Origin of the sequence: Dyella monticola (genome assembly GCF_003363155.1) — a bacterium.
Lineage (GTDB): Bacteria > Pseudomonadota > Gammaproteobacteria > Xanthomonadales > Rhodanobacteraceae > Dyella_B > Dyella_B monticola.
Genome location: NZ_QRBE01000010.1, coordinates 154753 through 174416 on the forward strand (window position 1 = coordinate 154753; position 19664 = coordinate 174416).

Consider the following 19664-nt stretch of genomic DNA (forward strand, 5'->3'; position numbering starts at 1 on the left):
AGTGAAATCATCCGTTATGTCTACATGGCGTGCACATTTACTGTGCTAAGGGGCGCAAAACATGCTGACCAAATTCGGATTCGTTGTGCTGATCGTGTTGTTCGGCGCGTTCGCGTTTGCAGGCGGCATGATGGCGCCCGCCACATGGCGCCAATCGGCGCAGAACGTCGGCGAACGGCTGTCCCATGCGCTCTCGTCCCTGGTTGCGACGGCACGCAGCGATAGCGCGATCGCCAGCGCAACGAAGGCCAGTGCCACCCTCGCGTTGCCAGCGCCGGCATCGCCGGCGGCGTCAGCATCTTCGAAGGCATCGCCGCCCAGTTTGAGCGACTTGCTGGTGAAAACGACCGTTGAAGCGCCGGCGCCCGCCACGGGACAACCCGCGTATGCCCTGAAATTGGGACAGTTCGTGACAGAAGACGAAGCCATCGCCGCACAACAGCGATGGCAGCCCGCAGCGGACGGGTTGAACCTGCCTTTGACGACATTGTCGGTGGTCGATTCGCAGCAGCAACCGTGGACGCTGGTAGCGATCGGTCAGTTCATCAGCGCCGCCGCCGCGCAGCAGATGGCGGCGCGCGTGCAACTGGCATTCAAAATCCAAAGTACGCCGGTGATCCAGATGCCGCCTTCAGCCAAACCCGCGTCGTGAAGCGAAGCATCCTTTTTTTGCGCGCGACGGATCTCGCCAGCCCGCCTCGCCGTAGCTATCCACGAAACAAACCAGCAACTCGGCCATGCCGATGCTGCAGAAATAAACCCAGCACGTCGCATCGTTACGATCGCGTGTAATGAACCAACGCGCATCGCCTTGGGCAAGCCCCCAACTGCCGACGCGGTGCACCCATAGGTCGGCCTGTCCACGATCACCGACCAGCGCAACCCGTACGTCGGCCTCCCCCATGGTTTGCACTTGATAAATTCGCGCCATGCGGATCACCATCTCCAGGAAGCACGTTACGGTCGCGTTACAGACTAGGGAGCTACGCGCATGAGCGATACGAACAAGCCGTCCGGACGCCGTCCCTACGAGCGCATCAGCGTACTAAAAATGCCCGGCCAGGGGCGCCCCGTGCTCGGCCAGTCCGAACCCATCGAGGATGATCGACGCGCACGCGCCGCGGCGCAATCGGGCGCAGGTCATCCCGCTCCGCGTCAACAACCCCAGGCCACGATCGATACGCCACTGCCGGCGCGGGTGCAGACGGTGCTGTCCTATCGCGTCGATCCTGCACTCAGCACGGAACTGCAAGGCGGCCCCAGCCCACCGCCAGCGTCCAGGCGAGCGGCCGAACAGGTGGTGCAGGCGACGATCGTCATCGATGTAGGGCTGCCCGACTGGCCGCCGCATGATGCGCGGAAAAAATAACACGCCGCGTTACGCGGGTTCGATGTATCTCAGCAATAACCGCGGCGATTCTCTGCCTTGCCAGTCGTTGATGGTGAGTTCGTAAGCGGCCCGCAACATGGGGGGCGGTGGCGTGCCATCGTAGGCGTTGAACATGACGGCGTCGTAGAGCGCATCGTCGCGCGGATCGCGCAGACTCAAACGCAGATGCCGCTCGCCCATCGGTCGCCAACTGAAGCACTCGAAGCGATTGTCGAAGACCGGCTCGGGAAACCCCTGTCCCCACGGACCGGCAAAACGCAGCATGCGCGCCATCTCCAAGGTGAACAGGCCGGCAGGCATTTCGCCATCCGTGTAGAGCACGGATTGCAGGTGTTCTTCGTTCAAGTATTCGCGCGCCACCGCATCGAATGCTTCGGCGAAACGCGGATAGTGCTGTGTGCGCAAACTCAGGCCCGCGGCCATGGCGTGACCGCCGAAGCGTTCGATCAAGCCCGGATGGCGCGCATCGATCACCGCCAGCGCATCGCGAATATGAAAGCCTGCGATGGAACGGGCCGAGCCGCGTAGATGATCAGGGTCATCCTCGCCCGCCGGGGCGAAAGCGATTACCGGGCGATGCAGGCGTTCTTTCAGCTTGGACGCCACCAGCCCCACAACGCCTGCGTGCCAGCTTGGCTCGAACAGTGTGACGCCGACGGTCTGCGCATCGACATGCGCAGCGCTGGAGACCATCACTTCCGCTTCGGCCACCATGGCCGCTTGCAGATCGCGGCGCTCCTGATTGATGGAGCTCAAGTGTTCGGCATACCGGCGCGCCTGCGGTAGATCGTCGGTAAGCAGGCATTCCACCCCAAGGCGCATGTCTTCGAGCCGGCCGGCGGCATTCAAGCGCGGACCCACTGCATAGGCGAGATCGCTGGTGCATAGCGCGTAGATGCTGCGCTGACTGGCCTCCACCAACGCGAGGATGCCTGCGCAACCACGGCCACTACGCAGGCGTTTCATGCCCGCTTCCACCAGTACGCGGTTGTTGAAATCCAGCGGCACCAGATCGGCCACGGTACCGAGCGCAACCAGATCCAGCAATACGGAAAGATCCGGCTCCGGCGTGGTCGCGAACCCACCGTGCTCGCGCAGATGCGCGCGCAACGCTAGCAGTACGTAAAACATTACGCCCACGCCGGCCAGCGCCTTGCTGGGAAAATCATCGCCATGCACATTGGGATTGACGATGGCATCCGCCTCCGGCAAATGATCGCCGGGCAGATGATGATCAGTGACGATGACACGCATGCCGCGTGCACGCGCGGCGGCGACACCGCTCACGCTGGCGATGCCGTTGTCGACCGTGACGATGAGTTGCGCATGCGACGGCAATGCTGCGACAAGCGCCGGCGTGAGCCCATAGCCGTGCACAAAGCGATTCGGTACCACGTAATCCACGCGTTGTGCGCCAAGCATGCGTAAACCGCGCACGGCTACCGCTGTGCCGGTGGCGCCGTCGCAATCGTAGTCGCCGGCAATGACGATCGACATGCCGGTGCGGACGGCCTCGGCAAGCAAGGTGACGGCTTGCTGCATGCCGCTCAATTGCTGGGGTGCCAACAGTCGATTCAAGCGGTGCTCGGCATGTTCCGGGCTTAGCACACCGCGTGAGGCGTAGATGCGCTGCACGATATCAGGAACGCCAGCACCCCATCCTGCCGGCTCACCCAGCAACGGACGCCGCTTCAGCAATTGCCGCGTCATCGCGCGCGCTGCCGCCAGAAGCGCAAGCGATGCAAGGGTCGATGCAGCCAGCGTTCGCCGCTGTCGAAGGCGAGCAACAACGGCTGGCGTCGACTCAGTGATTGCAGGCGCGACCACCATTCGGAAGCAATGGTCTCGGCAGGCTGATCTTGCAGGTCGATCAACCAGCCTGCTTGCGCCGCACCGATCGACGCTCCGTCGCGTTGTTGTATGGAAATACCGGCACGCTGTGCCAAGGCACGCAGCAACATGTCTTCGCCAATGACGCCTCGCAACGTGGTATCGATGCGCAACGGGCGCACACCGCCGCCCCAAAACCACAGACTGTTGATGGGCGGAACGTTACGCTCGCGCCGTTGCGCATTCAGCGGGTGCTGATGCAACAAAACTTGCACTTCATTAAACAGTACACGCCAGCGGCGACCTTCCGCACCCTGCGGCAGATGCTCGTAAAGATCTCCACCAAGCGCCTGTTCTGGTGCGGCAAAGTCAGGCAACGGCGTTTGTATCGGTACGCGCAGGTGCCAGTGCTGCGGCGAAGAAACCTCGAGCGCCATGCCCGCTTCGTCGAATACCGGCTGCAACGGCTCAGCCAGAGCCTGCGCCTCGTCCATGCTCAACGGCAATTGTCCGCAGGCGAGCAGCCGCGCGCCGCTCATGTCCGGTTGCACCCAGGCAGGGTCGGCGCTCAGCCAGCATGCATCGCCCGCATCGCCGCACAAGTAGTCGCGGATGAGCGCGGCGGCCGGCAGCGGTTCATGACAATGAAAATAGCTTGCCAGACCACCGAGATAGCCGGCGCTGCCATGCGGAAGCGAGTCGGCACTCTGCAGCAGCATGCGCAGCGGGTGCGATGCATCGAAGCGCTGTAACGCCGGCAGCCAACATTCCAAAGGTCGAGATTCGGTGCTCGCCATCGATCAGGCTTCGAGCAATTCGTACAGCGCAAGCCATTCGGCTTCAAGCGCTTCTTTCTCTTTGCGCAGCTCCGACTGGCGCTGGCCGAGCTTCATCAGTTCCGCCGTCGAGCCGTTGTAGGTCTCCGGATCGGCGAGTTTCTGGTCCAGCTTGACCAACTCCTCGTCGAGGGCCGCCACGCGCGTTTCGATTTTCTTCACGCGCTGGCGCGAGGCTTTTTCGCTTTCACGCTGCGCGGCAGCGGCGCGGCGACGATCGGCTGCCGATTCCGTCGCCTTGGCTTCGACCTCGGCTTTCTTGGGCGCCGAGCTACGTGCGCGCAGCCAGCGTGCGTAATCGTCCAGATCGCCGTCAAAGGGTTCGACCTTGTGATCGGCGACGCGCCAGAAGCTGTCGCACACCATGCCGAGCAGATGGCGATCGTGCGATACGAGCACCAGTGCACCATCGAAATCGGCCAGCGCGTCGGCCAAGGCTTCGCGCATGTCCAGATCGAGATGGTTGGTCGGTTCGTCCAGCAGCAACAGGTTGGGTTTGTCCCATGCGATCAACGCGAGCGCAAGGCGTGCGCGTTCGCCGCCGGAAAAGCCGTCGACGGATTCAAACGCGCGATCGCCCGCGAAATTCCAGTTGCCCAGAAAATCACGCAGCGCTTGCGCGGCGATGCCGGGTGCTTTGTCCTGCAGGTGATCGAACGGGCTGGCGCCTTCGCGCAGGCTTTCCACGGTGTGCTGGGCAAAGTAGCCGATCTTCAGATCCTTGTGCGCCTTGCGTTCGCCATGCAGCGGGGCCAGTTCGCCGACCAGCGTTTTTACCAGCGTGGATTTACCGGCACCGTTCGGCCCGAGCAGGCCCACGCGTTCGCCTGCTTCGAGCCGGAAGCACACATCGCGAAGAATGACCGCTGCTGGTTGCCCTGCCTCAGCAGCATAACCGGCCTCCACATCTTCCAATTGCAGCATCGAGTCGGGCACACGCTCGGGCACGGCGAATTGAAAGTGGAACGCCCGCTCCGCACGTACCGCTTCGGTACCGGCCATCTTTTCCAGGCGCTTCATGCGCGATTGCGCTTGCTTGGCTTTGCTGGCCTTGGCCTTGAAGCGGTCGATGAACGATTGCAGATGCGCGCGTTCGGCCTGCTCGCGCTCGTGCGCAATCTGCTGCAGGCGCAATTGTTCGGAACGTTGCCGCTCGAACGCGCTGTAATTGCCTGCGTAGAGCTTGGCCCTGCCTTCGTTGAGATGGAGGGTGTGGGTGATGACGCCGTCGAGAAATTCGCGGTCGTGCGAAATCACCAGCAACGTACCCTGGTAACGGCGCAGCCACTCTTCCAGCCATAGCACGGCGTCCAGGTCCAGATGGTTGGTGGGCTCGTCCAGCAGCAGCAAGTCCGAAGGCGCCATCAGCGCGCGCGCAAGGTTCAGACGCACGCGCCAGCCGCCTGAAAATTCCTGCACGGCGCGCTCATGCGTATCGGCGCTGAAACCCAGCCCGTGCAGCAGGCGCCCAGCGCGCGCGCGCGCATCGTAGCCGTGAAGCTCCTCAATGCGGTGATGGGCGCGCGCCATTGCTTCGGTGTCACCGCGCGCCTGTGCATCCAGTTCATCGCGTAGCGCCGTGGCGAGCTCCACATCGCCGCCCATGACGTACTCGATGGCTGGGTCCGGCAGGGCTGGTGTTTCCTGGGCGACCGAGGCAAGCCGCAACTTGGTCGGTATGTCCAGTTCGCCTGCATCGGCCTCCAGTTGCCCCTGTAGCGCGGCGAACAGGCTGGATTTGCCACAGCCATTGCGGCCCACGACGCCAAGGCGCCAGCCACTCTGGATGACCAGGTCGATATCGGAAAGCAGCAGGCGGCTGCCGCGGCGCAGGGAGAAATGGCGGAACGCAATCATGTGAAATCGTAGGATCGAGACCAGGCGGGGACGCCCGAAGCCGCCCATGATAACTGGACATTCTGGATCAATCTGCGCAGGTGGCGCGGCCTCTGTCTGTTCGCAGGTCACAGGGCCATCGACGCACGCGGGGAGCGGCCATGGATGGCCGCTGCTTTGAGGAGCGAGGAGGGCAGACTGGCCGTCTGTCAAGACAATCGAACGAAAAGATGCGGACAGACGGAGGCCGTGACGCCTGTGCAGATTGATCCGGAATATCCCTGGATCACATCTTCCGTTCTTGCTCGTAGCGCACCCCAGGCAGTTCTGCTACAACGGCGCAGCAGCGCTTTATGCGGAGAGGGGAATCATGTTCAAGCACCGTCATACCCTGCCCTTGCTGGCAGTCTTGGCCCTTGGCGCCGGGCTGGCCTCGGCGCAGGCCGCTTACGCCCAGGAAACGCTGACCCAGCGTGTGCAGGACGAAAAAAGCATGAACCTGCCGGCGCGTGGACTGACCATGGCGCAGGTGGAAAAGCGGTACGGCGCTCCCTTGCACAAGCTTTCCCCGCGCGGCGGCGACTCGGCCCACCATCCGACGATCAATCGTTGGGAATACCCTAGCTTCATCGTGTATTTCGAAAAAAGCCGGGTGATCCACTCGGTGTTGAATACGCCGGCAGGGAACAATCGGAACCCCGGCGCGGTGAACTGATTTTTCGGCCCCCTGTGCTGACAGAGGGCACGAACGAGGCGCGATATCACGCGCATGATCCGGGCCTTCGCCGGGATGACGCCCGGGCAAGATCGGGCATCACCGTACATTGACCGCCTCGCGCAACCGCCGACAGTCGTCGTAAACTCCCGCACTTCCATGCCCGGCCAACGTCCGGGCATTCCCCTGCGCGAGTGTCGTCCCCATGACCGATTCCAGCTTGCGCCTGCCGGCCGAATGGGAGCCGCAGGCCGCCGTGTTGATTGCGTGGCCGCACGCCGGCACCGATTGGGCCGACCGGCTCGAACAGGTTCAATCCACCTATGCAGCGCTCGCCGCTGCGGTGACGCATTTTCAGCCACTGATCATTGTGGTGGCCGATGCGTCGCTGCGCGCGCACGTCGAGACAACACTGCAAGGCACGAATGCCGACCTATCGCGCATCCGCTTCGTGGAACTGCCGTATGACGACACCTGGCTGCGCGATTCGGGCCCCATCACGCTGCGCGGCGAAGACCATCGTTTCCAGCTCACCGATTTTCATTTCACTGGCTGGGGTGGCAAGTTCGGCGCGGAGCAAGACGATGCGCTGATCGCCGGCCTGGTGCAGGCCGGCGTTTTCGGTTCGGCGCAACACAAGCGCATCGATTGGGCGCTGGAGGGCGGCGGCATCGAAAGCGATGGCGCAGGCACCGTGCTCACGACATGGCGCTGCCTGGTGCAGCGTCATCCGGAGCAATCGCGCGAAGAGATGAGCACGATCCTGCGCGACAGCCTGCATGCGCAGCGTGTGCTCTGGCTCGATTACGGTTATCTGGAAGGCGATGACACCGATGCGCACATCGACACCCTGGCGCGCTTCGCGCCGGGCGATCGCATCGTGTATCAGGCCTGCGCCGACACCCGCGACGTGCACCACGCCGAGCTGCAACGTATGAGCGAAGAGCTGGCCGCACTGCGCACGCCAAGCGGAAAGCCTTACGCGCTTTATCCGCTGCCCTGGGCCAAGCCGGTCATCGACGAAGGCCGACGGCTCGCGGCGTCGTATGCAAATTATCTGATCGTCAATGACGCCGTGCTGGTGCCCGCTTATGGCGATGTCGCCGACGACGAAGCCGCGCGGATCATCGGTGAAGCCCATCCTGGTCGCACCGTGGTGCAGGTGCCCTGCCGTCCGCTGATCTGGCAGAACGGCAGCCTGCATTGCATCACCATGCAATTGCCCGCCGGCCTGCTGGGTTGAGGCCGCCGCCGTCGCCCCGCGCAAAGCCCAGCGGACGCTGACTTACCGTGCTGGCATTCGACCGATCCCAGGCCGGGTGCCGCTACACTATGTAGCCCACCTCGCCACTCTGGCGGACAGGATCCGGCATGACCCGCAAGACACTCAAGGTCGCGCTGCTGCAGGAAACTCACCGCGGCAGTCGCGACGCCAACCTCGATGCCATCGAAGCCGGCCTGCGCGAAGCCGCCGCGGTGGGCGCCGAGCTCGTGCTGCTGCAGGAGCTGCACAATGGCCCGTATTTCTGTCAACAGGAGTCGGTGAACGAGTTCGACACGGCTGAGACGATCCCGGGTCACAGCACCGCGCGCATTGGCAAACTGGCTGAAGAACTCAAACTGGTGGTGGTGGCCTCGCTATTTGAAAAACGCGCCGCGGGGCTGTATCACAACACCGCCGTGGTGTTCGACCGTTCTGCCACGATCGCCGGCAAATACCGCAAGATGCACATCCCGGACGATCCAGCGTTTTACGAAAAGTTTTACTTCACACCCGGCGACCTGGGCTTCGAGCCGATCGACACCTCAGTAGGCCGCCTGGGCGTGCTGGTGTGCTGGGATCAGTGGTACCCCGAAGCGGCGCGCCTGATGGCGCTGGCCGGTGCGGAACTGCTGCTTTACCCCACCGCCATCGGTTGGGACCCGAATGACGCGCAGCCGGAGAAGGATCGCCAGCGCGAAGCCTGGATCACCGTGCAGCGTGGTCACGCCGTGGCCAACGGCCTGCCCTTGCTGGCGTGCAACCGCACCGGTTTCGAGGCCGACCCGGCGAATGTCGGCGCGGGCATTCAGTTTTGGGGCAGCAGTTTCGTTGCCGGGCCCCAGGGTGAATTCCTGGTCCAGGCAGGTGACGACAAGCGCCAATTGCTTGTGGCCGAGATCGACATGGCACGCAGCGAACACGTACGCCGCATCTGGCCGTTCCTACGCGATCGCCGGATCGACGCCTACGGCGATTTGCTGCGGCGTTTCCGCGACTGACGCGTCTTGCTCTCTCACCGAGAGAGCAAGACACACACCCCGGCTTGCACTACTGACCGCGAGTCTCCATGCTGGGCGTTCCCCTCCCTAACTGCACCTCTACTGCATGAGCGTTTCCGGTACCGATCTTCACGCTACGCCTGACCTACGCGGCCAGCCGATCGAGCGCGTACATCGCGACGGCGTGGAATACGTGATTCTGGGCACCGCGCATGTATCGCGCAGCAGCGTGGAAGCGGTGCAGACGCTGCTGGCAAACGAATCCTTCGACGCCATTGCCGTAGAGCTGTGCGAAAGCCGCGCGCAGGGCATGCGCGATCCGGAAGCATTCAAGCAGATGGATCTGTTCCGCGTGATTCGCGAAGGCAAAGCCGGCATGGTGGCGGCCAGTCTGGTGCTATCCACCTTTCAGAAACGACTGGCCGATCAATACGGCATCCAGCCCGGCGCGGAAATGAAGGCAGCGATGGATGGTGCCGCGGAGCTGAACGTGCCGCTGTGGCTGGTCGATCGCGAAGTGGGCACCACGCTCAAGCGCGCCTGGCATAGCGTGAGTTTCTGGCAGCGTTTCAGCCTGCTCGGCGGTTTGCTGGCGAGCGTGTTCGAACGCCAGACCATCGACGAGAAGGAAATCGAAAAACTCAAGCAAGGCGACATGCTCGAAAGCGCCTTCAGCGAATTCGCCAGCGAGTCGGCACCCCTGTATCGCAGCCTGATCGCCGAGCGCGATGCCTACATGGCGGCGCGCTTGCGTGAAGAAGCAGGCCGCTCCGTCACCGCGAACCCGTGCAAGGTGTTGGTGGTGATTGGTGCAGGACATCTCAAAGGTTTGTGCGAGCATTTGCGCATCCAGCAGGCCGATCCGGGTGCCACGGTTGCCGAGTTGGCCCAGTCGCCGCCAAAGGCGCGGTGGCCCAAATGGGTGGCGGTCGGCTTGGTGCTATTGGTGTTCGCGGCGATTGGGTACGCGTTTCATCGCAATACGGCGCTCGGCGCAGAGGCTTTGCGCGACTGGGTGTTGTTCACGGGTGGTTTTGCCGCGCTCGGCGCATTGGTGGCGCGCGCGCATCCCTTGAGCGTCCTCGCCGCTTTCATCGCCGCCCCCATCAAGCCATTTCGACCCGGCATTCCCGCCGGCGGCATCAGCGCCATGGTCGAGGTATGGGTGCGCCGCCCACGCGTGGCGGATTTCGAAAGCCTGCGCGACGACATCGTGCACTGGAGCGGCTGGTGGACCAACCGGGTGGCGCGCACGCTGCTCAATTTCTTTCTGGTTTGCCTTGGCACCATCATCGGCGAGTACGCCGCCGGCATCCACATTCTCAAGAGCCTGTTCTGACCCGTCGCAGGAATTGGCAGCGCGGCTTTTTGTCACTCCCCCATGCCGCGCCCTCCCATTGTGACGCCTCAGGGGCAACCTCTATACTCGAGTGAGGATGCACAGTTCATGTCGGGGAAGACATGCGTGGGAGCATCCTTCATGTTGCACGCATCCGCTGGAACCTAAGGGGATCCTCTTGATGTTTCGATTGCAATTGTTTGGCTTGGCCGCTGCTGCTACCGCGATCCTCATCTGCTCCAACCCTGTGCACGCCACGGGTGATAAAGCCAACGGCCGTATCCTCGTCTACACCTGCAATGGCTGCCACGGCATTCCCGGCACCAACAATTCCTACCCGCAGTATCCGGTTCCCAAGATCGCCGGACAGAACGAGCAATACATCATCAGTGCTCTGCATGAGTACAAAACAGGCGATCGCACGCATCCGACCATGATGGCGCAGGCCCAGAGCCTGTCCGATCAGGAGATCGAAGACATCGCCGCGTATCTGTCCAGCATCAAACCGAAGTAATCAGCCGAGGATCCCACCTGCATGAAACGTGCGCTTACGTTGCTCTCGTTCGGTATGGCTCTTGCGCTGGCCTCGGCGCCGCTGCTGGCCTCCGGCAACGCCGATAACGGCAAGACCAAGGCAGCCGCCTGCTTTGCGTGCCACGGCGCCGACGGTAATGGCGTGGACCCGCAATATCCGCGCCTGGCCGGGCAGTACAACGAATACATCCAGGAAGTGCTGCACGAATACAAGGATGGACGCCGCAACAATCCCATCATGAAAGGGTTTGCGGCGACGCTTTCCGATCAGGATATCGAGGACATCGCAGCGTATTACTCCGCGCTGCCTACCAAGCTCGATTCGTTGAAGGGACATGTGCAAGGCGATTGATGCCTGCTGCTAAAACACACATGACAGCCAAAAGCCCGCATATCGTTGCGGGCTTTTGCGTTTTTGGGCAACTATCGCGGCACGTGTTTTCAGGAGTAACCGTTGTGGGTTGTCTGCCGCTTCCCTTGTTGTTTCTGCTCGGTGCGCTTATTGGCCACCTCTTCGGTGGGGATATCGGGATGCTGTGGGGCTCGGGAATTGGATTCGTGCTGGGGCTGGTATCGGCCGCTGTGTTTATCTGGCTGGTGCGCGGCAGGCGGTAATGACTGCGAACACCTCAGAGTGCCTTGGCGGCATTCCGACGAAGGCCGGAATGACGCTGAGGAAAAAGGGAGCCGCCGACAAAATTTTCCAAAAGAGCGGACATGACGGTGGCAAAGGGCAACGGTTCAGCCCATCGCAGACTGCCCTTCCTTCTTGCTGTAATACGGATTGCTGCCACCCTTGTGATCGGTCGCATCACGCACCGCGGTAATTTCCGGCACGCGTTCGCGCAGCGTCTTCTCGACGCCGTGCTTGAGGGTGACATCGACCATCCCGCAACCGTGGCAACCACCGCCGAATTGCAGCACCACCACGCCATCGGCGTCCACTTCCAGCAGACTGATACGACCGCCATGCGCGGCGATGCGCGGATTGACTTCGGCCTCCAGCACATAACGCACACGCTCAACCAGGCCTGCCTCCGCACCCGGCAGCTCGCCCTTGATCTTTGGCGCACGGATATTCAACTGCCCACCCGTCTGATTGGGTTCGAAATCGACCGTGGCGCCTTCCAGCCAGGTTGCGCTTTCACCGTCGATGTAGAAGTTGAAGCCGCTGCACTCCACCGTCCATTCACCGCCGGTGAGTTCCTGGGGTTCGCAGAACTCCAGTTCGCAATCGGCGGCCGGCGTACCCGGCGAGGTGACGCGCACGCGAATGCCCAGCCCCTCGATACCTTGCTGTGACAGAAGATGCAGAAAATGCTGTTGCGCGCGCTCGGAAATCTCGATCATGCCTGCTCCGGAACCATCATTCGTGCCCGGCTGCACCGGGCTTTTATACCGCACCATTTTAGTCCTGTTTCGCCATGAATGTTCGAAACCGGGTTTTTCGCGTACAGTTTCGGCGCTTCAGCGACAATGATGGAGATTTCCATGACTGCCCTTCCGCTTTCCGCTCAGCATTGCCAGCCCCGCAAAGGCAAGGAGCATGCGCTGGACGAGGCAGCCATCGCCGCGTTGCTGCCGCTGGTGCCCGGCTGGAAACTCGCCGCACAAGGGGATGCCCTGGTGAAGGATTTTCGCTTCGAAAACTTTCATCACACGCTGGCCTTTATCAATGCGGTGGGCTTCATGGCCAACCATGAGGACCATCACCCGGACATCGAGGCCGGATACGGGCATTGCAAGCTGCGCTGGTCCACGCATGACGTGGGCGGATTGTCATTGAACGATTTCATCTGCGCCGCGCGCGTAGACGCTCTGCTCGAGCATTGAACCCGGCCAGCCGCCTCCGCACAGCCTGCGCCTTCGCCGGCTACGTGCTGGTGGCGGTGGTTGTGTGTCTGCTGTTAAGCCGTCTGGCATCGCGCATCACCGCAGCGCACCTGCTGGACCAAGCGCAACAGCAACTTGCGCGCGTGCAGGCACACGAGCCATTGTGGGCGTGGCACCTGCACAAACCGCACGATCTGGTTGCCGGCCACGCGTTCGGCCATGCACAGCTCGCGCGAGAAGACGATGCATTGCGCATCACCAGCAGCGATGGCGAGCCGTTCGAACTGGGCCTGCCGGTTGCCTGGTCACTCGACCTGCACCATTGGCCGATCCTCGAAATAGCACTGCGCAGCAGCGCTCCCGGCACGCTGGGCGTGGTATGGCAGAGCGGCAATCCGCCTGGCTGCCTGTCGAAAACACCTGATCGCCTCACTCCGGATACGCGCAGCCTACGCATCGATTTGCGCGATATGGCGTGGCAAGGCAGCGACATCGGAGATTGCTCCACACTCGGCAGCGCACAAATGTTGCGCCTGCGCATCCAGATTCCCGCGCAAGCGAGCGTAACGCTTGCGTCGGTGCAGCTGCTTACCACCGAACCGATGCAACGCCAGGAAGCCGTGATCGACCTGCCCGGCGACAGCATGAAACTCGACCTCGCAGCGCTCGCCACACGCGTGCAAAACGAACCCATGCCACTGTTTCGCCTGCCCGGTGACAGCAGCGCCGAAACGATGCTGGCACTGCGCGACCAACTGCGCGCGCGCTGGCCAGCGGCCTTGATCGCGCCCGCCGACACCACGCCGCATGCCGAGCCACCCGCGATCAATCATCCGGCCGTAGCCTGGGCGGCCTGCATCATCTATCTGCTTGTGCTCGCCTGCCTGGTTTGGCGACCGGTAGGTGGCTCGCTTGGTCCGTGGGTCGAGTTGATCGGCTGCTTGCTCGGTCCCTTATGGCTAATTGCGGGACTTCACTGGGGTTTGCGCCCAACGGCGCTTGGCCTGGCGGCCTTCGGCGGCGGACTCGTCTACGCCCTGGCGATCGAACGCAGGCATGTGCCCCGCCTATGGCGGTGGCCAGCGAGCGGACGGGACTGGATGTGGCCGCTGGCGACAGCCCTCGTCACTATTGCGTTGATCCTGGCATGCGGACATGCGCTCCATCCGTTGCCGCTGTCGCACGTGTTCGTCTACTTTGGGTGGGCCTGGTTGCAGCAGTGGCTGATGCTGGTCGTGCTGCTGCATCGGTTCGAACGGATCGTGCATCGGGCGAACTGGGCCATCGTTGCCGTGGCGGTGGTGTTCGCCTTGCTGCATACGCCTAACGGCATGCTGATGCAGCTGTGCTTCGTCGGCGAACTAGGGTGGGCGTGGTGCTTCCTGCGCGGGCGTAGCGTGCTGCCGATTGCGCTGGCGCACGCGATCTGTGCACTGCTGGTGGAGTCGGGCCTCGCGGGTGGGACGCTGCTGCGTTCGCTTGAGGTCAGCGCGCGCTTTTTCTTTTAGCAGCAAGGGTATCCAGGAAATTTTTCAAGTCGTCAGGCAATGGCGCGGAAAACCCGTAAGAGCGCCCGTCCAGCTCGAAACCCATGTGCGCGGCATGTAGGAACAGCCGGTCCAGCCCCAGTGCGCGAAAGCGCTTGTTCGCATCCTTGTCGCCGTACTTGGCATCTCCGGCCAGCGGGTGGCCAATATGCGCCGCATGCACGCGAATCTGATGCGTGCGACCGGTGCCAAGAGTGGCCTGCATCAGGCGCGCCCCGGAGTACTGCTCCATCTCACGAAAGAAGGTGAGCGAGGGTTTGCCATCGTCCGCTACCCGTACCATCCGTTCGCCGCCCTGCAGAATGGACTTTTTCAGTGGCACGTTCACATCGAACTTGGCCTTTTGCGGATGGCCGACCATCAGACACAGATATTGCTTGGTGACCTCACCGGCCCGGATCGCCGCCTGCAGTCCGGTCAACCCGGCGCGGGTACGGGCGAACACCAGCACGCCGCTGGTATCGCGGTCGAGGCGATGCACGAGCTCCAGGTGCTCCTTGGGCCGGGCCTGCCGCAACAGTTCGACGGCGCCGAAGCTCACCCCGCTGCCCCCATGACTGGCCATGCCCGATGGCTTGTCGATGACCAGGAAGTGCTTGTCCTCGAAGATGACGGCTTCGGCCGCCGCCGCAATCGCCGCCTGGGACGCACCCTCTTCTTTCGATCGCTCGGCGACCCGCACAGGTGGAATGCGCAGGGTATCGCCCTGGGTGAGACGGGTATCGGGCTTGGCGCGCTTGCCGTTCACGCGCACCTGGCCGGTGCGCAAGAGCCGGTAAATCATGCTCTTGGGCACGCCTTTGAGCAGGGTCATCAAGGCGTTGTCGATGCGCTGACCGTCGCGCTCTGGACCAATCTCGAGTTGACGCACCCCTTGAGGTACATCGGGGGAAGTTGCCGTCTGCATTGAAAAAAACCTGGGTTGAGAGGATACTCGCACAGCGCTCAGCCCGGTCCACTGACATTAGTTAAAGGACCAGGCGCCCGCCCGTTACGCCGGCGAGGTTTGCGCCGGTCGCGCATTGGCAGCCGGTTGCAAGCACCCTTTCATCGTAACGGTTCGGGTAGCCACTTGTCCGGTCTTGTTTTTGCCAGACAACGCGGCGTGCGTGCCGAGAATCACTCCCGGTATCGGGAACGTTACCGTTTTATGAGCTGCTTTACCGCAGCGGCGCGATCCCCGGAGAGGCCGCCACACCAGGCGCCACCGCGGCGCGCGACGCGCGGCCAAGCCGAGGAATTACAATGAAAAGAATGTTGATCAACGCAACTCAGCGTGAAGAGTTGCGTGTGGCTATCGTGGATGGCCAGACCCTTTACGACCTTGATATCGAAATACCGTCTCGCGAGCAGAAAAAAGCCAACATTTACAAAGGCCGCATCACTCGCGTCGAACCCTCCCTCGAAGCCTGTTTTGTCGACTATGGCGCCGAACGCCACGGCTTCCTACCCCTCAAGGAAATCGCCCGCGAATATTTCACCGCGGGCCTGGACCCTTACAAATCCAACATCCGCGAGCTGCTCAAAGAAGGCCAGGAACTGGTCGTACAGGTCGAGAAGGAAGAGCGTGGCAACAAGGGCGCGGCGCTAACCACGTTCATCAGCCTGGCCGGCCGCTACATGGTGCTGATGCCGAACAGTCCGAAAGCGGGTGGTGTTTCGCGTCGCATCGAGGGCGAAGATCGCCAAGCCCTGAAGGAAGCGCTGGAGCATCTGAACGTCCCTGACGACATGGGACTGATCGTGCGCACCGCTGGCATGGGTCGCGACGCCGAAGAGCTCCAGTGGGACCTGGACTACCTGCTCCAGCTCTGGAAAGCGATTTCCCAGGCTGCCCAGGCACAAAAGGCGCCGTTCCTGATCTATCAGGAATCGAAGCTTTTCATCCGCGCACTGCGCGATTACCTGCGCAACGATATCGGCGAGATCCTGATCGACGAAGAATCGCTGTATCAGGACGCCCGCGACTTCATGCAGCAGGTGATGCCCAACGCCCTGCGCAAGCTCAAGCTCTACAAAGACGACACCCCGCTGTTCTCGCGCTACCAAATCGAAACGCAGATCGAGAGCGCGTTCGACCGCAGCGTGCGCCTGCCCTCAGGCGGCTCGATCGTGATCGACCAGACCGAAGCGCTGACCGCCATCGACATCAACTCCTCCAAGGCCACCAAAGGTGGCGATATCGAGGAGACGGCGTTCAACACCAACCTGGAAGCGGCGGCGGAGATCGCCCGCCAGTTGCGCATCCGCGACGCGGGTGGCCTGATCGTCATCGACTTCATCGACATGGACAGCCCCAAGCACCAGCGCGAAGTGGAAGAGCGCCTGAAGGATGCGGCCAAGCTCGACCGTGCGCGCATCCAGATCGGCCGCATCTCGCGCTTTGGTCTGTTGGAGATGTCGCGCCAGCGCCTGCGCCCGTCGCTGGGCGAAGCCACGCAGATCGTATGCCCGCGTTGCGAAGGCCACGGCCACATCCGCGGCGTGGAATCGCTCTCGCTGTCCACGCTGCGCCTGATCGAAGAGCACGCCATGAAGGACAACACCGGCCAGGTGTTGATACAGGCGCCGCCGAGCGTGGCCAACTACATGCTCAACGAAAAGCGCGCCAGCGTGGTGGAGATCGAGCTTCGCAACAAAGTGCACGTAGTGATCGTGGCCGACGAGAAGCTCGATACGCCGCACATCGAGATCCAGCGCATCCGCGAAGCCGACATGGGCGAGCACAGCAAGCCCAGCTATGAGCGCCTCACCGCGGAAGAAGCCAACGTCGTGCGCAAGATGGGGCAAATGCTCGGCAGCAGCGAACAGCCTGCTGTCACCGGTATCGTTCCCGCCAGCCCGGCGCCGGTGCGCGAAGAAGAACCGGCCGCCGCGCCGGCCCTCGCCACGAAACGGCAGCCTGTTGCCGCTCCCGTTGCTGCAAAGACACAGCAAACTGGCTTTTTCTCACGCTTGTTCGGCGGTTTGTTCCGCGGTGCCGAAGCGCCCGCACCAGTGCCGGCTCCTGCCCCGGTGGCAACACGCCAGGAATCCCCCCGCGGCAAGCAAGACCCGCGTCGCAACGAGCAACGCGCGCGTGGCGAAGGTCAGCCGCGGCAGAACGCACAGCGCAACGCGCAATCGCAGCAACAAGGCAAGGGTCAGCGCCAACAGCAGCAGCCCCGTCAGCAACAAAGTGGCAAGCAGGATCAACAGCGCCCGCCCAAGCCTGCGCAAACCAACGAGCCGACTGAGCAGCGTAAGCCTCAGGTTGCCGCCGAGCCCGCCAAGCAACACGTGCAGCAGGAACGCCAGCAACGCCAGCCACAAGCCGAGCGTCAGCAACAGCAAGCGGCGAATGCACCCGTCGCCAAGCCTCAACCGATCGAAGCACCCAAGCCTGCGGCCGAAACTGCAGCACCTGTCACCGTCAAGGAAATCGCTGACCATGCTGCCGAGGCCGCCGCTACCGCGGAAGGTACCGGTCAGTCACGTCGCCGTCGTGGCCGGCGCGGCGGTCGTCGCCGTCGTCGTCACGAGGGTGCAGTGGTCGGCGCGATTCAAGACGGGCAGATCGATGCGCAGGATCTGGACGATGAGGATCGTGACGATATCTCCGACGCCGAAACGGCTACCGTCGAGGTGAAAGCAGAGGTGCCGGTCGCATCCGAAGTGATTGCGCCCAAGCATGTCGAAGCAGTCTCGGCACCGGTCGCACCTGTGCTCCAAACGCAGCAACCCGCACTCGTGGAGCCTGCGGTGGTTCAGGCGGAACCCATCAAGGTATCCGTCGAACCTGAAACCGCACCCTATGCGGCGGAAGACCATCACGTTGCTGCACCGCTCGTCGTTGCGCCGGCGCCGGTGGCGACGTCGTTCAATCTGCCGGTGCTTCCGCCCATTCCTGCGCGTGAAGCGCAAGCAGAAACGGTTGAGCATGTTGCAGAAGCGGTTGAGCAGCCCCAACCCGAAGCGCCCGCGGTGGTGTCCGAAGTAGTCACTGTGACGGTGCCGCACGAAGTGGAAAGCGCCGCGAACGAAGGCGTGGTCGAGCTGATCACCGCAGTGGAGATGGAGCATGCCGATAAACCCGTGCTCGTTGAACCCGGTGCCACGTCCGAACCGGAGCCGGTCGTCGTGACACCCGCACCGATCATCCATCAGCCCGAGCAGGGTGACCTGCTCTCCACGCCGTTACATCACCATCAGCATGTAGCAACCATGCCGACGCACGATCAAGACACCAACGAGGAAGCGCCAAAGCCCTCCTCTGAAGAAGATGATCTGGACATCGGCCATCCGCGCGATCATCGGCTTTCCTGATACACGTATTGCCTGATGCATCAAAACAGAAAGGCCGGACAGAATGTCCGGCCTTTCTGTTTCCATACCCGTGGAAGCGTTTTGCTCAGTTTCTGACCTGGTTGTTATGGGTATCCAGCAACCCATGCACCGTCATCAAATGGGCCAGGCTGATCACATGATCCACCTGCAACTTTTCCATCAACCTTTGCTTGTAGGTGGATACCGTCTTAGGGCTCAGATTAAGTTGCTCACCGATGGCAGTGAGCGCCTTGCCGCGCACCAGCATCATCGCCACTTCCAGTTCGCGGCTGGAAAGCGCATCGAACGGCGAACCTTCGCCGTCGAGCGTGGCCAATGCCAACTGCTGCGCCACGGCCGGAGCCAAGTAGCGGCGACCACTGGACACTTGGCGCACGGCATTGAGCAATTCTTCGGCCGCGCAGCTCTTGGTGAGATAGCCGTGTGCGCCAGCATCTAGCAGGCGTTTAGGGAAACGTGCGTCCTCCACCACCGTTACCACGATGACATACGTAGGCAAATTCGCTCGTACGATGCGCTCGGTCAGCTCGATACCGCTCATGCCTGGCATGTGCACATCGACCAACGCGATATGCGGCTTGGTGGCGCGAATCAGGCGCAGCCCCTCCTCGGCAGTTCCCGCTTCGCCGCAAATACGAATATCCGGCTGCTGCAAAATCATCCTGAAGCCGGTTCTTACAAGCTCGTGGTCATCCACGAGTACAGCGTCGATCATCTTTCGCCCTCCCTGATTAGGAACTGTGCTTCCGCAAAGTAGGCGGGTGGCTGACACATTGCAAGCACATAACCCCTCGTTTTGAAAGGACTTTTCATATAACTCCAAATCCCACAAATGTGGTAGGAGATTACCTACATACTTGTCCTAATTTTGGTGTCATCATTGAGCGAATTGCAGTTGTAAGTCACGCGTCCCGCACACCCCAGCAAGGCTAGCTAGCACTAACCCAATGGAGCGTACCGATGGTGATCTACTCGCTCAGGCAGTCGCCCGAAGGGGACTGGAGCATCCGCCGGGAAACGGCAACGCTTTTCAGCCAGCTACGGCTTGGCCCTGCCATCCAACTGGCGCGCGAAGCCGCCCGCGACGAGCACACCCGCTCGGGCCGCAGCACCTGCGTTGAAATGCCGGGTCCGACTTCCACCATTCGGCTGGCGCAATACGCGCGCCCCGATCTGCCGATTGAAAGCGCCGTGGCCTAATAGCAGCGTTCACGCC

Annotated in this window: 21 protein-coding genes; 13 read left to right on the forward strand and 8 right to left on the reverse strand. The window is 62.2% G+C overall.

Going from position 1 to position 19664, the window contains the following annotated elements:
- The first annotated feature begins 61 nt into the window (after positions 1 to 61).
- Positions 62 to 652: an SPOR domain-containing protein gene (locus DWU98_RS16040; protein WP_115496568.1), complete on the forward strand. Its 591-nt coding sequence runs from the start codon at positions 62 to 64 to the stop codon at positions 650 to 652.
- Here the strand turns inward: DWU98_RS16040 and DWU98_RS16045 are convergent.
- Positions 632 to 931, reverse strand: coding sequence for a 7(1) septoil knot domain-containing protein (locus DWU98_RS16045; RefSeq protein WP_115496609.1), 300 nt, complete (start codon positions 929 to 931; stop codon positions 632 to 634). The two genes, DWU98_RS16040 and DWU98_RS16045, sit on opposite strands and share 21 nt — an antisense overlap.
- Positions 932 to 991: 60 nt before the next feature.
- On the opposite strand from DWU98_RS16045, the gene DWU98_RS16050 reads away from it, so the two are divergent.
- A complete protein-coding gene (locus tag DWU98_RS16050; RefSeq protein WP_147293344.1) occupies positions 992 to 1369 on the forward strand; it encodes a hypothetical protein in 378 nt (125 codons plus the stop codon).
- A 9-nt stretch (positions 1370 to 1378) separates the two neighbouring features.
- Here the strand turns inward: DWU98_RS16050 and recJ are convergent, their stop codons facing one another.
- The 3 genes from recJ to DWU98_RS16065 are packed head-to-tail and all read right to left on the reverse strand — an operon-like array spanning position 1379 to position 5913.
- Positions 1379 to 3100, reverse strand: coding sequence for a single-stranded-DNA-specific exonuclease RecJ (recJ, locus tag DWU98_RS16055; protein ID WP_115496570.1), 1722 nt, complete (start codon positions 3098 to 3100; stop codon positions 1379 to 1381).
- Entirely contained in the window at positions 3097 to 4017 is a 921-nt protein-coding gene (locus tag DWU98_RS16060; protein WP_115496571.1) for a phosphoglycerate mutase, read from the reverse strand. The genes recJ and DWU98_RS16060 overlap by 4 nt, the downstream gene beginning before the upstream one ends.
- Before the next feature lie 3 nt (positions 4018 to 4020).
- Complete coding sequence (locus DWU98_RS16065; RefSeq protein WP_115496572.1) at positions 4021 to 5913, reverse strand: ABC-F family ATP-binding cassette domain-containing protein; 1893 nt, start codon at positions 5911 to 5913, stop codon at positions 4021 to 4023.
- Positions 5914 to 6262: 349 nt separating this feature from the next.
- Here DWU98_RS16065 and DWU98_RS16070 point away from each other — a divergent pair, with 349 nt between their 5' ends.
- The 7 genes from DWU98_RS16070 to DWU98_RS16100 all read left to right on the forward strand — a co-directional run bounded on the left by DWU98_RS16070 (position 6263) and on the right by DWU98_RS16100 (position 11357).
- Positions 6263 to 6607, forward strand: a complete 345-nt coding sequence (locus DWU98_RS16070) for a hypothetical protein (protein WP_115496573.1) — start codon at positions 6263 to 6265, stop codon at positions 6605 to 6607.
- A 205-nt stretch (positions 6608 to 6812) separates the two neighbouring features.
- The gene (locus DWU98_RS16075) at positions 6813 to 7850 is read left to right on the forward strand and encodes an agmatine deiminase family protein (protein WP_115496574.1); all 1038 of its coding nucleotides are present in this window, start codon (positions 6813 to 6815) and stop codon (positions 7848 to 7850) included.
- A gap of 128 nt (positions 7851 to 7978) precedes the next feature.
- On the forward strand, positions 7979 to 8869 hold the full coding sequence (locus DWU98_RS16080) for a carbon-nitrogen hydrolase (RefSeq protein ID WP_115496575.1): 891 nt from the start codon (positions 7979 to 7981) through the stop codon (positions 8867 to 8869).
- 106 nt (positions 8870 to 8975) lie between these two features.
- Positions 8976 to 10208, forward strand: coding sequence for a TraB/GumN family protein (locus DWU98_RS16085; protein WP_115496576.1), 1233 nt, complete (start codon positions 8976 to 8978; stop codon positions 10206 to 10208).
- A 181-nt stretch (positions 10209 to 10389) separates the two neighbouring features.
- Positions 10390 to 10722: a c-type cytochrome gene (locus tag DWU98_RS16090; RefSeq protein WP_115496577.1), complete on the forward strand. Its 333-nt coding sequence runs from the start codon at positions 10390 to 10392 to the stop codon at positions 10720 to 10722.
- A 21-nt stretch (positions 10723 to 10743) separates the two neighbouring features.
- Positions 10744 to 11094, forward strand: coding sequence for a c-type cytochrome (locus DWU98_RS16095; RefSeq protein WP_115496578.1), 351 nt, complete (start codon positions 10744 to 10746; stop codon positions 11092 to 11094).
- The gene (locus DWU98_RS16100) at positions 11094 to 11357 is read left to right on the forward strand and encodes a hypothetical protein (RefSeq protein ID WP_147293345.1); all 264 of its coding nucleotides are present in this window, start codon (positions 11094 to 11096) and stop codon (positions 11355 to 11357) included. The genes DWU98_RS16095 and DWU98_RS16100 overlap by 1 nt, the downstream gene beginning before the upstream one ends.
- Before the next feature lie 126 nt (positions 11358 to 11483).
- Here the strand turns inward: DWU98_RS16100 and DWU98_RS16105 are convergent, their stop codons facing one another.
- A complete protein-coding gene (locus DWU98_RS16105) occupies positions 11484 to 12092 on the reverse strand; it encodes an NfuA family Fe-S biogenesis protein (RefSeq protein WP_115496610.1) in 609 nt (202 codons plus the stop codon).
- Positions 12089 to 12235 carry a hypothetical protein gene (locus DWU98_RS21995; protein WP_158545084.1) on the reverse strand — a complete coding sequence of 49 codons (147 nt, stop codon included), beginning with the start codon at positions 12233 to 12235 and terminating at the stop codon, positions 12089 to 12091. Before DWU98_RS21995 ends, DWU98_RS16105 begins: the two co-directional genes overlap by 4 nt.
- On the opposite strand from DWU98_RS21995, the gene DWU98_RS16110 reads away from it, so the two are divergent.
- Together DWU98_RS16110 and DWU98_RS16115 are read left to right on the forward strand one after the other, a co-directional pair.
- A complete protein-coding gene (locus tag DWU98_RS16110) occupies positions 12234 to 12575 on the forward strand; it encodes a 4a-hydroxytetrahydrobiopterin dehydratase (protein ID WP_115496611.1) in 342 nt (113 codons plus the stop codon). The genes DWU98_RS21995 and DWU98_RS16110 overlap by 2 nt on opposite strands.
- A complete protein-coding gene (locus tag DWU98_RS16115; protein WP_115496580.1) occupies positions 12572 to 14083 on the forward strand; it encodes a CPBP family glutamic-type intramembrane protease in 1512 nt (503 codons plus the stop codon). Before DWU98_RS16110 ends, DWU98_RS16115 begins: the two co-directional genes overlap by 4 nt.
- Here DWU98_RS16115 and DWU98_RS16120 read toward each other — a convergent pair.
- Complete coding sequence (locus DWU98_RS16120) at positions 14061 to 15029, reverse strand: RluA family pseudouridine synthase (protein ID WP_115496581.1); 969 nt, start codon at positions 15027 to 15029, stop codon at positions 14061 to 14063. The two genes, DWU98_RS16115 and DWU98_RS16120, sit on opposite strands and share 23 nt — an antisense overlap.
- A gap of 338 nt (positions 15030 to 15367) precedes the next feature.
- Between DWU98_RS16120 and DWU98_RS16125 the strand changes: the two genes are divergently transcribed.
- Entirely contained in the window at positions 15368 to 18427 is a 3060-nt protein-coding gene (locus tag DWU98_RS16125) for an Rne/Rng family ribonuclease (RefSeq protein ID WP_115496582.1), read from the forward strand.
- An 85-nt stretch (positions 18428 to 18512) separates the two neighbouring features.
- On the opposite strand, the gene DWU98_RS16130 is transcribed toward DWU98_RS16125, so the two are convergent.
- The gene (locus tag DWU98_RS16130; RefSeq protein ID WP_115496583.1) at positions 18513 to 19163 is read right to left on the reverse strand and encodes a response regulator; all 651 of its coding nucleotides are present in this window, start codon (positions 19161 to 19163) and stop codon (positions 18513 to 18515) included.
- A 245-nt stretch (positions 19164 to 19408) separates the two neighbouring features.
- Here DWU98_RS16130 and DWU98_RS16135 point away from each other — a divergent pair, with 245 nt between their 5' ends.
- On the forward strand, positions 19409 to 19648 hold the full coding sequence (locus tag DWU98_RS16135; RefSeq protein ID WP_115496584.1) for a hypothetical protein: 240 nt from the start codon (positions 19409 to 19411) through the stop codon (positions 19646 to 19648).
- Positions 19649 to 19664: the final 16 nt, after the last annotated feature.